Genomic DNA, 15,485 nt, shown 5'->3' with positions numbered 1-15,485 from the left:
TAACTACCTAAGATAAATATTATGAGCGAAATAACAAAAACTGCGGTGAAAGAGCCAGCGAAAAAAGCCGAACCCGGCAAAAAAAATCGCTGGATCTTCTTGGCACTTCCGGTGCTGGTGTCCGTGCTATTGCTGCTGGTTCCGGTTCCTGCTGGGCTTGAACCTTATGCATGGCATTTCTTCGCCATCTTCGTGGGCGTCATTGTTGGTCTGATCTTCGAGCCATTACCGGGTGCCGTTATCGGCCTCACCGGTGTGGTGATTATCGCCCTGTTCAGCCAGTGGTTGTTGTTCAGCCCGGCTGAGCTGGCGGATCCTAAATTCAAAACCGCAGCACAGGCCTTTAAATGGGCGGTCAGTGGTTTTGGTAACTCAACCGTCTGGTTAATCTTCGGTGCGTTCATGTTTGCCGCCGGCTACGATAAAACCCAGTTTGGCCGCCGTCTGGCGCTGATCCTGGTGAAATATCTGGGTCGCCGCAGCCTGACGCTCGGTTACGCCATCACCTTTGCGGACCTGTTGCTGGCACCGTTCACGCCTTCCAACACTGCGCGCAGCGGCGGCACAATATACCCGATCATTGCTAACCTGCCCCCGTTGTACGGCTCAAAACCTAACGACCCGAGTGCCCGTAAAATCGGTTCTTATCTGATGTGGGTGGCGATCACCGCAGCCTGTATCACCAGTTCCATGTTCCTTTCCGCACTGGCACCTAACCTGCTGGCGCTGGGCATCGTGAACAGCGTAACCGGTATCAACATTTCGTGGGGCACGTGGTTCATCGCCTTCCTGCCGGTCGGTCTGTTACTTCTGCTGACCATGCCGCTGCTGGCGTACTGGTTCTATCCGCCGGAAGTGAAAATCAATGACGAAGTGCCGCGCTGGGCGACCGCTGAGCTGGCGAAACTGGGCAAAATGTCCCGTCATGAAATTCTGCTGCTGGTCTTCGTGTGCTGTGCGCTGGCGATGTGGATTTTCGCTGCAAGCTTCATTGAACCGGCGATGGCCGCTCTGCTGGTTGTGGTGCTGATGCTGTGGACCGGTGTTCTGAACTGGAACGATATCACCAGCAACAAACCAGCCTGGAACACCTTTGCCTGGTTCGCCACGCTGGTGGCACTGGCTGACGGCTTGTCCCGCACCGGTTTCATCGCATGGCTGGGTAAAGAAGGCGCTGCGCTGATGGGCGGAATCTCCCCGGGTGCGGCGACCATTGCCCTGCTGCTGGCGTTCTACCTGCTGCATTACCTGTTTGCCAGCACCACGGCGCACACCACCGCGCTTTTACCGGCTATGCTGACTATTGGTGCCGCCATTCCGGGTATTAATATGCAGGTATTCTGCCTGCTGATGGTGACCTCTCTGGGTGTTATGGGGATCATCACGCCATACGGTACCGGCCCAAGCCCGATTTATTACGGCAGCGGTTATCTGCCAACCAAAGATTACTGGCGTCTCGGAACTATCTTTGGTGCCATCTTCCTGATTGCTTTACTGGTGATCGGTTATCCGTGGATGATGATGATGTTCTGATTGTGGCGATAAAATCACCCACAAAGCATTAACAGAGCATTTACTGAAATAAAACATAGAAACCCCGTTGCCAGCCTGTGTACTTGGCTGGCAACATACAGAACGAATATAAACGTCGCCCCGAATACCTCTGCAATACCGAGTCAACAGTCCCGTCCGTGGCGGCAAAAACGGAAAAAGTGAGAAAACAATGTCGAACAAACCGTTCTATTATCAAAATCCCTTCCCCGTTTCTAAAGATGACACCGAATATTACCTGCTGACCAAAGATCACGTTTCTGTCAGCAATTTTGACGGCGAAGAAGTATTAAAAGTGGAACCCCAGGCGCTGACCCTTCTGGCACAGCAGGCGTTCCACGATGCCTCTTTCATGCTGCGCCCTGCGCATCAGCAACAAGTGGCGTCCATTCTTCACGACCCTGAATCGAGCGAAAACGACAAATATGTTGCGCTGCAATTCCTGCGCAACTCTGAAATCGCGGCCAAAGGCATTCTGCCAACCTGTCAGGACACCGGCACCGCGATCATCATGGGCAAAAAAGGCCAGCGCGTGTGGACCGGCGGCGGCGACGAAGCCAGCCTGTCTCAGGGCGTGTACAACACCTTCATTGAAGATAACCTGCGCTATTCTCAGAATGCCGCGCTGGATATGTATAAAGAAGTGAATACCGGCACCAACCTGCCTGCACAAATCGACCTCTACAGCGTGGACGGCGACGAGTATAAATTCCTGTGCATCGCCAAAGGCGGCGGTTCTGCCAACAAAACCTACCTGTATCAGGAAACCAAAGCGCTGATCACACCGGCTAAGCTGAAAGATTATCTGGTTGAGAAAATGCGCACGCTGGGCACCGCTGCCTGTCCGCCGTACCACATCGCGTTCGTCATTGGCGGGACTTCCGCTGAGGCGACGCTGAAAACCGTGAAACTGGCTTCCACCCATTACTACGACGGTCTGCCTACAGAAGGTAACGAACACGGTCAGGCGTTCCGCGATGTAAATCTGGAACAGGAATTGCTGGTCGAGGCCAACAACCTCGGTCTGGGCGCACAGTTCGGTGGCAAATACTTTGCCCACGATATCCGCGTCGTGCGTCTGCCACGTCACGGCGCGTCATGTCCGGTCGGTATGGGCGTTTCGTGCTCCGCAGACCGTAACATCAAAGCCAAAATCAACCGCGACGGTATCTGGATCGAAAAACTGGAAGAAAATCCGGGCAAGTACATTCCTGAAGCATTGCGTCAGCAGGGCGAAGCCGGTGTGGTGAAGGTTGACCTGAACCGTCCGATGAAAGAAATCCTCGCACAGCTTTCTGAATATCCGGTGTCTACCCGCCTGTCCCTGAGCGGTACGATCATCGTGGGCCGTGACATCGCGCACGCCAAACTGAAAGAGCGTCTGGATAACGGCGAAGGTTTGCCGCAGTACATCAAAGATCACCCGATCTACTACGCAGGTCCGGCGAAAACGCCTGAAGGTTATGCTTCCGGATCTCTGGGACCGACCACCGCAGGACGCATGGATTCCTATGTGGATCTTCTGCAATCCAACGGCGGCAGCATGATCATGCTGGCCAAAGGCAACCGCAGCCAGCAAGTCACCGACGCGTGCCACAAACACGGTGGTTTCTATCTGGGCAGTATCGGCGGCCCGGCAGCGGTTCTGGCTCAGCAAAGCATCAAGAGCCTGGAATGCGTGGAATATCCTGAACTGGGTATGGAAGCCATCTGGAAAATCGAAGTCGAAGACTTCCCGGCGTTCATCCTGGTGGATGACAAAGGCAACGATTTCTTCCAGCAAATCCATGCCAGCACCTGCGCAAAATGCGTGAAGTAATCATTCCCTGAAAGACAAAAGGCCTGCCAGAAATGGCGGGCCTTTTTTTCGGGCAATAAATCCGTGCTGCGGTAGTAACGCTTTAACGAATGGTCACTCGCTCAAAGCATCCTGCGCTGCTTTAAGTTCCTGCTTCGCGCTTTCATGCTTAGCCTGCTGCCTGGCAATTTTCTTAGCGCTGCCGCTCGCCTGGGCTTCGCGCAGATCGGCTTCGCGCTCTGTCACCTTGCTCTGCTTCTCTCGCACCTTTTCCTGACGCTCTGCGGTCAGGTTGGCATTCGTGCAATGCTCTTCAATTTCACTCAGGGCTTTTTTGAGCCCGCTTGTTTGCGCGCTGTTGCCGTGAGCTTCAGCATATTCAATTTGCTGCGTCACTTCGGCGTGTTTAGCATTTGCCCTGTAAATCCTCGCCCAGTCGGACGGGGATATAAGGGGTGCTAATCAGGGGTTTTCTGCGATTCAACATACGCTTTCAGTGTTTCAATTATTGCTCCGCCAGCGCTACAGGCAAAGTAGGAACTATGGCGGCGGGACTCGTCGTTACTGCCCATCGAGGCCAGTGTAAGTCCGTCATAAAGGCGGTTGCAGCCTAAGAAGTGGGAAGCCTCGCCGTTTACGGCGGGGAGCAGTCACCGGCACAACCGGTTAATGCCTCAGATGCATAAGCTGAACTTTGCGCCATCAGGAGTGCGGTGAAGAGAATACGAAATTTCATTCCGGAACCTTTTTTAAACATTAATGTTTGAACACGTTATCGATAGCGACCTGAGCGCATTGTTCATCCAGATTACCTCCGGGTGCGCCACCGACTCCGACGGCACCGATCACCTGATCACCGTCGCGCAGTGGCAGTCCACCGGCCAGCAACAGGAAGCCAGGAATATCGCGCATGTTGGCAGCACCGGCATTCGACTGCGCCGCTTCCATCACTTTTCCTGACGCATTTTTGGTACTGAGTGCGGTAAACGCCTTCATCCGGCTCGCTTCAATCGTATGCGGGCCTGCATTATCCATACGCTGCAACGCTTTTATGTTGCCGCCGCGATCAAGCACCGTGACACTGACGTTATAATGTTGGGTGGCACAGGACTGAATCACAGCGGATGCCAGCTGATTAGCTTGTTCTAAAGAAAGGTTTTTTTCGGTCAATGTCGCCGCCTGTAAAGGTAATGCGCATACGCTGGCCAGTAGGGTGAAAACGGAGAGTGTCTTTTTCATTTTAGGGATCCTGCTATCAGTAAGAGCCTTTATTTTGCAGAATCCCGTGGGGGCGCACTATTGGGTTAATTACCCCTTTTGCCTGGTAGTTTTACGAGGTTGTGACAATATTTGTAGCCTGGCATACTCCCAGACGACTGGCGCAAGGCTGTTTACCTCCAGCCTGGCAAAGATGGAGGCGCGGTGCGCTTCTGCGGTGCGGGGTGATAATGAGAGGGCGCGGGCGATTTCCTTAGCACTATGCCCTTCTACCAGCAATGACAGGACTTCGCGTTCACGCGGGGTAAGCTGTGCAAACTTGCTTTCCAGCCCCTGCAATTCCTTTTGCTGTGCAGCCCGCAGGTCACTTTCCGTCAGTGCTTCGCTGATACAGTCAATGAGTGCGTTGTTATCCAGCGGCTTGGTGAAGAACTCCCAGGCACCATGCTGAAATGCACGTCTGCAAAGATCAATAGTACCGTGTCCGGTCATCAGTATGACGGGCAACAACGGATATTGCCGGGAGGTTTCCTCAAGCCAACTCAGCCCGCTTTTACCGGGCATACGGATATCCAGCAGCAGACAGCCTGCGGATGTCGGGCTGACATCAGTGTCCTCTTCGAACGCCGTAATGCCACTAAAGCTCCTGACCTTCCAGCCCAGCGTTTGTAATACAAAACTCAGAGATTCCCTGATCGAGGCATCATCATCAATCAACCATATTTGTGGCGTTGTCATTTCGGCTCTCCTGTCTGAAATTGCAACTGTATACATGCCCCGCCGTCCGCATGATTCGACAGCGTGATCTTCCCATTCATTCTTAACACGAGCGTTTCTGCCAACGTCCCCCCCAGCCCAATGCCGTCGTTACGTGTGGTGAAAAATGGCATCAGGGCGTGCTCAAGCGCCTCTTTAGAAAATCCCGTACCGCCATCGGTCAGGGTCACTAAAACATGGTTGCCCTCTGTGCGACATCGGATCTGAACCCATCCTTTCTTCTGTTGATTCTGAGCCTGTATCGCGTTGCTTAACAGATTATGCAGCACCTGCTCGAGCCATAGTGGGTCAGCATTCACTACGATCGGATGCGGGCCGAAATGACGTTGAATCATGATATTCCCTTCACGGATCTCCCTGGCCAGCAAGTCCTCAACACGCAACCATGTCTGCTTCACGTCGACGGCATCTAACACGACTTCGCGTTGCTCAAGATGTTCTCGAAAACGCTGTAAAAGCAATGCAATACGCTGGGTTTGTTCCAAAGCTTTGTCAAGAGCGTCAGGTAACAGAGCCAGATCCCCCTTAGCAAGGAGAAGCCGGGCACCCTGAAGCCAGTTCATTATAGCCGTCAGCGGTTGGTTAATTTCGTGGACCATACCGGTGGTAATTTCGCCCAACGCATTCAGACGGGAATCCTGATAGAACTGTGCGCGACGATCCGCCTGTCGCTGGCGTTGAAACTGATGAAGCAAAAGTGACAATGCGGTGGCCAGAATTGCCAGTAATAATGCTGGCCAGACTTTGATTGCCTGCCATTGAGGCGACGCGCTGGCGGTCAGCGTGAACGGTTGGATCTCTTGTGTAAAGGTCGCCGACCAGTGCCAGAGCCCACGCACCTTGGACGAACCGACAGAAAACAGCACAGTATTTTGCCAGTTAAGCGTGAGGCGATGAAAAGGTTGATGCTGCAACGCCGCCGCGACGACGGGTTGTAAATCCACCAGTTCACGCACCTTCTGCCAGCGATTATTGAGCCAATAGCGTCCCTTGCCATCCGGGGTGATTCGATGGTCCATCCCAGTGCTATCAGGGAGTGATTCTATGGCCACGATTTGGGGAAACTTGTGATTGAGTTCTGCCGCATTGCTGCCGGGTGAAATCAGTGGCAATACCGCAGCGTTCTGGGTGAGACGATAGGCAACCTGTTGTTCCACGTATTCAAAAGCACGGTTAAATTTTTGCCATTGTTGGCACAGCTGCACACTCGTGGGAATAATCAGAGCCATCAGCATCAGGATGGTCCACATCAACAAGCTGCGTCTTATCACTGGAACGGTCACGCAAAGATCCTCTGGTTTATCGGATGAAAAGCCTGACCATACTGGCAGGAGGGTTGCCTCCTTTCTAGCCTGTGTTTTGGTTCTGATGGCCCCAAACGTCGTTATAGCTCCGCTTTGCCCGGATTATCAAATCCGACGCGCCCGACAAACGGCAGGCGCAGCGCCGGGTTTTTCACATCAATACCCAGATTAAGCCCCAGCACGTTGACTTCCAGGCCTTCTTCCACGCCAAGCGTGACGCCGAGAACGCCGAGGAATGACACCTGAACGCCACGTCCTGAAGGCGGCAAACCAATCGGATTGGTGATCCCCCGGTAATCTTTACCAATCGCATTCGACGGCATATCCAGTTCAAGTTCCGGCACTTCGCGGCCAATATGCGCCATAAACGTATTACTGTTTGGCCCCGGCCAGGCGTGATAAGTATGCGGATAAGGATAGCTTTTAATGGCGGCTTCTATTTTTGGGATCATCAATTGCGCCTGTGCGCCACGGTGATCAACCAACACTCTTGGCTGCGAACCAAACCAGTAGCCATCGGGAATGGCGTAATTGCGGCGAACCACGTTGGTACTGCCCCAGCTAATAACGTCATAACGGGTAAACTCAGTTTCCCCTTCCCGCTTAAAAATAATCCACGGATGCACGGCGACCAGCCCGCGCCAGCCATAAGTCGGTGCGGCATAAATCTGCACAATGGCGGTACTTTTGAGTTTTGCCGGATCCGGTGCGATCCCGGCGGAATCCCGTCGCGCCGTAGACCAGCTTTGCCCTGCGGGTTCTTCACGGGTCTGCGAGGCTTTGGCGTAGCTGTATCCGAAAGACAGCAGTAAAACGAGGACAAACCCGAGGCTAAACCATTTAAAGGCGATCATGCTTTTTATCCCTTTACACTCTGTATGAGCGAACAACAATACTTCACGTGTGACAGGGATGACAATAAAAATGCGGGAAGGCGATTGCGCAGTGAATTAGAAAAAAGCACGACGATATTCTTAATTACCCTTCTCCATGCCAATATACTGACAGAAATATTCTGCCAGTATATTTTGATGGGCAAATTCACAAATAAAACTAAAGGATCACAGAGCTGACATTTACCCGTTCATGCGGATTACCACGAACACTGGCGTCGTAAGTGATCTCAACAAATTGTGCCCCCCGGAGAGTGCCCAGGACATTAGTACAGGAATATTGAATATTCCCACCCTGCAGGCCTGTGATAACGACATTCATAGGTTGTGCTGTCATCTGATGTATTTGATTTGCCCCATGTGCTGAAGCCTGAACCAGTGTGATTGTTGTCATGAGAAACCTACCTTATTGAGTAACCAGATAAAATCACCCTGCCTGCTGGCAGGAAATATTTAAACCGGGCATTACGAAAAGCCATTTAACGTATATCTTCGCATAACAAATAAATCAAACGGCCAGATGGCCTATACCAGATAACTTTCCAAGTGAATTCATAAAAATAGGGTTAATTTAATTATTTCCGGTTTGAAAATAGCGAAAATAAAATAACCAATTAAATAACGACACTATAATTTTCATGTCACTCATCCGGTGGCCTGATTTATTTATTCATCCCTGTTATCACAGCATGAGGTGTTATATGACTGACCCAGCAAAAACCGTGCAAGTCATCAAAGATTCTATTGATGCCGCAGATAAAGCGTTAGATCTATATAATAAAGTCCTGGACCAGGTTATCCCCTGGAATACTTTCCAAAAGACTGTCGAAGAATTAAGTCGCTTTAAAGATGATTATTCTCAAAAAAGTTCTGTTCTGGTCGGTGAAGTCAAAACGTTACTGATGACGAGTCAGGACAAATACTTCACCGCCACTCAGTCTGTTTATGAGTGGTGCGGAATGAGCACTCAGTTGCTGCAGGCTTATCTGGCCCTGTTTAAGGAGTACAACGAGCAGAAAGCCGAAGCGCAAAAAGCCATACTGATCAAGGTACTGGACGATGGCATCACTAAAATGGATGCCGCGCAAAAATCTCTGGGAGAAAGTTCGCTGAGTTTCAATGAGGCCTCAGGAAAGCTGCTGCAACTTGATAGCCAGCTCTCGAACGACTTTAACGAGAAGAGCGAATATTTCGAAAATCAGGTAAGTAAACTACGCAAAGAAGCCTACGCTGGTGCGGCAGCCGGGCTGGTTCTCGGGCCTTTCGGATTGCTGATTTCTTATTCGATTGCCAGCGGTGTGGTGGAAGGGAAAATGATCCCCGAGCTCAGGAAAAAACTGGAATCAGTGAAAAAATTCTTCACCGATCTTTCCGCGCAGGTGAAAAAAGCCAATACCAGTATTGATGAAACAAAAGTCAAACTGACCAATGAAATCTCTGTTATCGGAGAAATGAAGTCGAATACCAAAGCCACCCGTTTCTTTGTCGAATATAACGACCTGATGCTGGATGCGCTGAAAACTTCAGCAGAGAAACTGATCACTCAGTGCGAAGAATATCAGAAGCGTCATGGCAAGAAATAAGTGCTGATAGGGGGAGATACAGGCCGTTCCGGTTTCCGGCGCGGCCTGATTTCTCGTATTACTCAGGCACTGGCACGTGCAATAAAGCGCCAGCCCATCATCAGTCGCTCTGCAGGCGTTTCGGGATTATCTATTTTTCGAAGCAACAACGACACGGCCTGACGACCGATATCACGCGAAGGCTGTTCAATGGTGGACAGCTGCGGCGATACCATTTCCGCCAGTTCCGTACCGTCAAAACCTATCACCGCGATATCCTGCGGGACTTTCATTCCCGCGTCATCAATGGCACGCATTGCGCCTGCCGCCAGCGTATCGGAAACCGCAAACACCGCATCGGGTTTTAGGGTGGCTCGCAGTAAATTCTCCATCGCCGCCTTGCCCGCGTGAAAACTCAGTTCGCTGGCATATTCAATGGCTTCAAAGTCGTTTCCCTGCTGGCTGAGCACGCTTTTATAGCCGCGCTCACGCAACTGAGCATATTTGTAACTCAGATCGTGATTAATGAGAGCTACGCGTTTGCATCCGCGTTCAAGCAGGTGCCGGATGGCGAATTCCGAGGCGTCAGTGTCGTTGATCCCGACACAGGAAACGTCACCGGCGTCGGCGTATTCGGCGCACTGCACCCACGGAGTCTGGCCAATCATGGTGCTCAGATCCGGCAATCTGGAGAACGCATCCATCGTAATGATGCCGTCCACCATTTTACCCGAGAGCAACCCGAGGCTCGATTTAGAGCGTTCGATATCAGAACCCGAGTTGCACAGAAGAATGCGATAACCGTTCATCTCCGCTTCTTCTTCAATACCTTTCACCACGTCGGCGCAGAACGGGTTCGCAATGTTGGAAACCATCACCAGAATCATTGAGCTTCGGGAGGTTCTCAGCTGGCGGGCTAACAGATTAGGCTGATAGTTGCTTTCCTTGATGGCTTCCAGCACGCGTTCGCGGTTTTTGCTTTTTACGGAGTCACTGTTGTTCAGCACACGGGAAACCGTCGCTACCGAGACACCAGCCAGTTTGGCAATTTTCTGAATGGACATAACGACAACACATCCTGCGGTCAGCTATTTTTTTCAGAGGCTATCACAGTTTACCGGCGGCATGAATTAAAGCCCGAGCATCCGCCGGGCGCTGGCCCGGTCGTTTTCACCGGCAGCAAAATCATCGAACGCGCGGTCAGCAACGGGAATGATATTACGGCGGATAAATTCAGCCCCTTCACGTGCGCCGGTTTCCCCGTCTTTCAGGCAGCATTCCCACTCCAGCACCGCCCATCCGTCGTAATCGTATTGCGCAAGCTTGCTGAAAATCCCTTTAAAATTGATATCGCCATCCCCCGGCGAACGGAAACGTCCGGCACGGTCGGCCCAGTTCTGGTAACCGCCGTAAACACCGCTGCGGCCGCTGGCGGCGAATTCGGCATCCTTCACGTGGAAAGCTTTAATGCGCGCATGGTAACGGTCGATAAACGCCAGATAGTCCATATGTTGCAGGCGCAGATGGCTTGGGTCGAAAAGAATATTGCAGCGCGGATGGTGATTCACCTGCGCCAGAAAATGTTCAAACGTCGCACCGTCATGCAAGTCTTCACCCGGATGTATTTCAAAACAAACGTCCACGCCATGCGCATCGAAACAGTCGAGAACCGGCAGCCAGCGTTGCGCCAGTTCCTGAAAAGCTTCCTCTAACAAAACCTGATTATGCGGCGGCCACGGATAAAAGTACGGCCATGCCAGTGAACCGGAAAACGTCGCGTGCGCTTTCAGCCCCAGTTTTTGCGAGGCAGATGCCGCCTGTTTTAAGGCATTGATTGCCCATGCCTGCCGTGCCGTCGGATCACCGCGCACCGCCTCCGGTGCAAAGCCGTCAAACGCCAGATCATAAGCCGGATGAACAGCAATAAGCTGCCCTTCCAGATGCGTGGAAAGTTCGCTTATCACCAGTCCGTGACCCGCCAGCATCCCGGTGATTTCGTCACAATAGGCCTGGCTGGTGGCAGCCTTTTGCAGATCAAAAATGTGCGGATGATTACAAGGTACCTGCAACGCTTTATAACCGAGCGAGGCGGCCCATCCGGCCAGCCCCTCTAAGGTATTAAACGGCGGTTCCGATCCGATGAATTGGGACAAAAAAATGCCCGGTCCTTTAATCGTTTTCATTGCAACTCCAAAAGAAATCAGACTTTCTCACTTTCCTGATAACGGAATGAGAAGAGGAAAATTAACGCAATCACCGCCGCTGACATCGCCGGGATCCACCAGAACGTTATCCACGCCTGCGGCAGCGTTTGCCCTGCAACCAGATAGTTGTAAAGCGCGCCGGAAATCTGCGAGCCCAGCAACATACCGATACCGTAAGTGAACATCACGATCATGCTCTGCGCCTGGCCTTTAACCTTTGCCCCGGCAACGCGGTCGGTATAAATAAAACCGACGACAAAGAAGAAGTCATAACACACGCCGTGCAGCAGGATACCGAGATACAGCAGGAACCGGCCTTCTTCGCTGACGCCCAGCGCAAAGAAGGCATAGCGCACAAACCAGGCCAGCATGCCGATCAGCAGCATGTACTTTACGCCCAGGCGCCGGAACAGCAGCGGAATGACCAGCATAAAGAAGATTTCTGACATCTGGCCGAACGACATCGCGGTACTGACATCACCTATCCCGACGTCCGCCAGATACGATGCGGTGTAAGCATAGTAAGTACCGAGAGGCACTGAAATCAGCATGGCGCACAGGGAGAACACGAAAAAGTGACGTGTTTTAAGTAACGCAAAGGCATCGGCACACAGCAAATCGCGTAACGCAACCGGCTGTCCTTTGGCGGGCGCTGGCGTATGCGGCAGGGTCAGGCTGTAAACCGCCAGCACCACGGAACACATCGCTGCCACCCAGAATATATTTACGCTGGCCGACACGCCGGTAACACCGATGAAGATCCCCGCCACAATCCACCCAATGGTGCCGAACACGCGCACGACCGGAAAACTTTTATCGATATTTTTCAGGCTGTGAAAAGCAATATTGTTGGTCAGCGCCAGCGTCGGCATATAACAAAGGGTGTAACCGAACAGCAGGGTTATCAGCAGCGTGCCGTTTTCGCTGATTAATGCCTGCGGAACAAACCAGAGGATCGCTGCCCCCGCCAGATGCATCACCGCCATCACTTTTTGCGACGGGAAAAATCGGTCCACCAGCATCCCCAGCACAAACGGCGACAAAATTGAGGCAATCGGCCCTGCCGAAAAAGCATCCCCGATCAGCAACGACATATTGTGATTAGCCATCACCAGCCCCAGCGTCACCGACCAGCTGCCCCAGATGAAGAATTGCAGAAACATCATCAGCGATAACCGCGGAACCAGAAGCCGGTATTGCACATGACTTTTTTCACTACTTTCTGATGATGACATCATTTTAGCCTCGCATAAAGTAATCGATTACAAATATCACCTTCAAAAAGTAATCGATTACAAAATAATTATCCTGTGACTTGTCTTAGTTTTGGGAGTTCAGTCACGATAACTTCCGCTATAAGCGTTTGGGTTAAAAATTCGGCAGGGAAAATCAGACTCCAGCCCATTGTTGTCGGCATGTTGCACCGTCATACTGCCATTAACACGAAACAGATTTACGGAATTAAAGAAAACAATAAACTGATGTTAACGCATTGATTACAAAAGGATGAATATGACTGACTCTAAGAAAGCATTGATCATCGGCGCATCGCGCGGTATCGGTTTGGGTGTGGTGGACGTACTGACAAAACGCGGCTGGCAGGTGACAGCGACGACGCGTGATGCCGTTCCGGCAAAAGCCCCCGCCTCTGTTGAATGGGTAAAACTGGACATCAATAAATCCGAAGCGCGGGAAGCGGTAAAAGACGCGCTCTCCGCCAGCCATTTTGATCTGATTTTTGTGAATGCAGGCGTGTTTGGTCCGGATCACCAGGATATTCATCAGGCCAGCGATGAAGAAATCATTCAGCTGTTTTTGACTAACGCCATCTCCCCTGTCCGTTGCGCCGCACAATTGTTGCCGCTGTTAAACCACCGCACCGGCGTGCTGGCATTGATGACGTCTGAACTTTCCAGCCTCAATGAGAACGAAGTGGCGACATATCCGCTTTATTCTGCCAGCAAAGCCGCGCTGAATATGCTGACGCGTGGTTTGCAGGAACAGACAGAAAAACAGGAAGTGACGCTGCTTTCCGTGCATCCGGGCTGGGTGCAAACCGACATGGGTGGTGAAAATGCCACCCTGACCATTGAAGAAAGTTCGACCGGCATTGTCGATCAGTTCGAAGCGTTATCGGGTAAAGGCGGCCATCACTTCGTGGAATATTCCGGTCGTAAACTGCGCTGGTAAGTCTTTGCAGATAATTTTTTTGCGGACAATTCTTTTCAGTTTGAACAATAACGACCTCACCGGAGGTCGTTTTTTTTTGCTCAAACCTGACTCATACCGCCGTCGATGCACAGTTCGGCTCCGGTGATGTAGCTGCTTTCATCTGATGCAAGGAAAAGCGCAGCTGCCGCCACTTCTTCCGGTTTTCCCAAACGTCCCAGCGGGATAAGTGCAGTCAGCGTTTTCCTGACTTCATCAGAAACATCATCAAACATTGGCGTATCAATCGGGCCGGGGCTGAGCGTATTAACCCGTATCCCTTTGCCCGAAAGTTCACGTGTCCAGGTGCGAGAATAGGAACGCACTGCAGCCTTGGACGCGCCATAAACGCCATAACCGGCTGTGCCGATAAAACCGGCAATTGAGCCAATCATTACAATGGACCCGCCTTCGGACATCAGTTCAACTGCCGCCTGCACGGTAAACAATGTGGCGCGGACATTGATCCCGAAAATGTGATCGAAGTGTTCTGCCGAAATCGCTTCCAACGGCGCATATTCCGAAATTCCTGAATTCGGCACCAGGATATCCAGCCTGCCTTTGCGGGTTTTTACCGTCTCAAAAAGGCGTGCTAAATCGTCTGGCTTTGTGACATCTCCCTGTACTGCTTCTGCGTTTTCCCCCAGCACTGACAGCGCCTCGTCCAGTTGCGCCTGACGTCGTCCCATAATGAAAACATACGCACCTTCACTGACAAAACGCTGTGCTATCGCAAAACCGATACCGCTGTTACCGCCGGTGATCACGGCGACCTTACCCTGAAGTTTCTGCATTTTTGTACCCTTTCGTGTTGGTCGGTGTTTGACCAAAGAAGATACATTGCGTATATCTACTGTCAATTACGCACCTTGTGTAGCGCAGATATACCAGAGGAAACCTCATGCCTGATTCTCCCGAAAAAATATTGTCAGATATCAATGCCACGCGGCCCATTCTTGAACAAATTGCCAACAAATGGTCAGTGCTGATCCTCTGTGTTTTATGCACTGAACCGTCGCGTTTTAACGCCATAAAACGCCGGCTTGACCCCATCACCCATAAAGCCCTGACCGAGGCTTTGCGAAGGCTGGAAAGGAACGGGCTGATCCACCGGCGGGTGATCACCTCCTCTCCGGTAGCGGTGGAATATTCAATTACGCCGCTTGGCCGCACACTTCAACATCCGTTTACTGCGCTGGTGGCCTGGTCAACAGCACACGGCAGCCGTCTGGCAGAAGCCCAGAAGGAATATGACGAGCGGGTTATCCCGGTGTGAAGGATTTGCTTCGCTTGCCAGTATGACATTCGTATGCCACCATTAGGAAATTAACGTTTCCTAATGGTGGCGGCTTTTATGCACACTTCAGCACCTAAAGAGCGCGGACGTCCGCGTGAGTTCGACACCGGTCTGGCGCTCGATAATGCCATGACGGTATTTCGTGAAAAAGGCTTCCATGCCGCTTCAGTGAGCGAACTCGGTCAGGCGATGAACCTGACGGCGGGCAGCATCTACAAAGCTTTTACCGATAAACGCACCCTGTTTCTCAACGTGTTTGAACGCTACACCTCGCTGCGCAATGCTCAGCTGCGCCAGCAGATTGAGAGAGTCACGACCGGGCGCGAACGCATTGCCGAAGTGCTGCGCTTTTACCTTCAGTCCGCGCATGAAATTGAAGGCCGCCGGGGTTGTCTGGTTGTCGCGGGAACGGTTGAATTACTGACCTTCGATGACGAAGTCGCCGCGCTGGTTCGTCAGGCAATTACCCGCAATAAAGCATTTCTGATCTCACTTATCGAACAGGGGCAACTTGACGGTTCGGTCTCAGCCGTAATTGATGCAGAAGCCGCGTCAACGCTGATGCTCTACATCGTGCTGGGAATGCGTGTCGCGGGGAAAGTAGAGAATAATCATTCCGCCAGCGCCACGCTTGAACTGGCATTAAAAATCCTCGACTAAAAATTTTTTTCCA

General features: G+C 51.8%; 15 protein-coding genes and 1 pseudogene. 6 read left to right on the top strand and 10 right to left on the bottom strand.

The window, feature by feature from the left end; all coding sequences use genetic code 11:
* Positions 1-21 precede the first annotated feature (21 nt).
* Both D5398_RS17610 and fumA read left to right on the top strand, forming a co-directional pair.
* On the top strand, positions 22-1,533 hold the full coding sequence (locus tag D5398_RS17610) for an anion permease (RefSeq protein ID WP_120508790.1): 1,512 nt from the start codon (positions 22-24) through the stop codon (positions 1,531-1,533).
* 190 nt (positions 1,534-1,723) lie between these two features.
* Positions 1,724-3,370 carry a class I fumarate hydratase FumA gene (fumA, locus tag D5398_RS17605; protein WP_120508789.1) on the top strand — a complete coding sequence of 549 codons (1,647 nt, stop codon included), beginning with the start codon at positions 1,724-1,726 and terminating at the stop codon, positions 3,368-3,370.
* 93 nt (positions 3,371-3,463) lie between these two features.
* Here fumA and D5398_RS17600 read toward each other — a convergent pair whose 3' ends face one another.
* From D5398_RS17600 to D5398_RS17575, 6 genes and pseudogenes are all read right to left on the bottom strand, one after another.
* On the bottom strand, positions 3,464-3,775 hold the full coding sequence (locus D5398_RS17600; RefSeq protein WP_279635012.1) for a DUF1090 domain-containing protein: 312 nt from the start codon (positions 3,773-3,775) through the stop codon (positions 3,464-3,466).
* 32 nt (positions 3,776-3,807) lie between these two features.
* A pseudogene (locus tag D5398_RS17595) lies at positions 3,808-3,888 on the bottom strand (IS200/IS605 family transposase); the annotation flags it as partial.
* Positions 3,889-4,105: 217 nt separating this feature from the next.
* Positions 4,106-4,588, bottom strand: a complete 483-nt coding sequence (locus D5398_RS17590; RefSeq protein WP_120508787.1) for a GlcG/HbpS family heme-binding protein — start codon at positions 4,586-4,588, stop codon at positions 4,106-4,108.
* A gap of 69 nt (positions 4,589-4,657) precedes the next feature.
* The gene (locus D5398_RS17585; RefSeq protein WP_120508786.1) at positions 4,658-5,305 is read right to left on the bottom strand and encodes a response regulator transcription factor; all 648 of its coding nucleotides are present in this window, start codon (positions 5,303-5,305) and stop codon (positions 4,658-4,660) included.
* Positions 5,302-6,627 carry a sensor histidine kinase gene (locus D5398_RS17580; RefSeq protein ID WP_162940785.1) on the bottom strand — a complete coding sequence of 442 codons (1,326 nt, stop codon included), beginning with the start codon at positions 6,625-6,627 and terminating at the stop codon, positions 5,302-5,304. Before D5398_RS17580 ends, D5398_RS17585 begins: the two co-directional genes overlap by 4 nt.
* Before the next feature lie 101 nt (positions 6,628-6,728).
* On the bottom strand, positions 6,729-7,502 hold the full coding sequence (locus tag D5398_RS17575; protein ID WP_120508784.1) for a DUF3750 domain-containing protein: 774 nt from the start codon (positions 7,500-7,502) through the stop codon (positions 6,729-6,731).
* Positions 7,503-8,242: 740 nt separating this feature from the next.
* Between D5398_RS17575 and D5398_RS17565 the strand changes: the two genes are divergently transcribed.
* Positions 8,243-9,124 (top strand): hemolysin E, encoded by an 882-nt coding sequence (locus D5398_RS17565; protein WP_120508782.1) that lies wholly within the window; start codon positions 8,243-8,245, stop codon positions 9,122-9,124.
* Positions 9,125-9,186: 62 nt separating this feature from the next.
* Here D5398_RS17565 and D5398_RS17560 read toward each other — a convergent pair whose 3' ends face one another.
* The 3 genes from D5398_RS17560 to D5398_RS17550 form a co-directional block, all read right to left on the bottom strand.
* The gene (locus tag D5398_RS17560; RefSeq protein ID WP_120508781.1) at positions 9,187-10,167 is read right to left on the bottom strand and encodes a LacI family DNA-binding transcriptional regulator; all 981 of its coding nucleotides are present in this window, start codon (positions 10,165-10,167) and stop codon (positions 9,187-9,189) included.
* Positions 10,168-10,233: 66 nt separating this feature from the next.
* Positions 10,234-11,286: a sugar phosphate isomerase/epimerase family protein gene (locus D5398_RS17555; RefSeq protein WP_120508780.1), complete on the bottom strand. Its 1,053-nt coding sequence runs from the start codon at positions 11,284-11,286 to the stop codon at positions 10,234-10,236.
* A gap of 17 nt (positions 11,287-11,303) precedes the next feature.
* The gene (locus D5398_RS17550; protein WP_120508779.1) at positions 11,304-12,545 is read right to left on the bottom strand and encodes an MFS transporter; all 1,242 of its coding nucleotides are present in this window, start codon (positions 12,543-12,545) and stop codon (positions 11,304-11,306) included.
* 274 nt (positions 12,546-12,819) lie between these two features.
* On the opposite strand from D5398_RS17550, the gene D5398_RS17545 reads away from it, so the two are divergent.
* On the top strand, positions 12,820-13,497 hold the full coding sequence (locus D5398_RS17545) for an SDR family oxidoreductase (RefSeq protein WP_120508778.1): 678 nt from the start codon (positions 12,820-12,822) through the stop codon (positions 13,495-13,497).
* Between the two features lie 80 nt (positions 13,498-13,577).
* On the opposite strand, the gene D5398_RS17540 is transcribed toward D5398_RS17545, so the two are convergent.
* Positions 13,578-14,309, bottom strand: a complete 732-nt coding sequence (locus tag D5398_RS17540; protein WP_120508777.1) for an SDR family NAD(P)-dependent oxidoreductase — start codon at positions 14,307-14,309, stop codon at positions 13,578-13,580.
* A gap of 107 nt (positions 14,310-14,416) precedes the next feature.
* On the opposite strand from D5398_RS17540, the gene D5398_RS17535 reads away from it, so the two are divergent.
* Together D5398_RS17535 and D5398_RS17530 are read left to right on the top strand one after the other, a co-directional pair.
* Positions 14,417-14,791 carry a winged helix-turn-helix transcriptional regulator gene (locus D5398_RS17535; RefSeq protein ID WP_120508776.1) on the top strand — a complete coding sequence of 125 codons (375 nt, stop codon included), beginning with the start codon at positions 14,417-14,419 and terminating at the stop codon, positions 14,789-14,791.
* Between the two features lie 78 nt (positions 14,792-14,869).
* Positions 14,870-15,472: a TetR/AcrR family transcriptional regulator gene (locus tag D5398_RS17530; RefSeq protein WP_244216786.1), complete on the top strand. Its 603-nt coding sequence runs from the start codon at positions 14,870-14,872 to the stop codon at positions 15,470-15,472.
* Positions 15,473-15,485: the final 13 nt, after the last annotated feature.

Source organism: Rahnella bruchi, assembly GCF_003614975.1.
In the GTDB taxonomy this organism is placed as follows: domain Bacteria; phylum Pseudomonadota; class Gammaproteobacteria; order Enterobacterales; family Enterobacteriaceae; genus Rahnella; species Rahnella bruchi.
The sequence above is the reverse complement of the archived record's forward strand: the minus strand, read 5'-3'. Positions and strand labels throughout refer to the sequence as shown.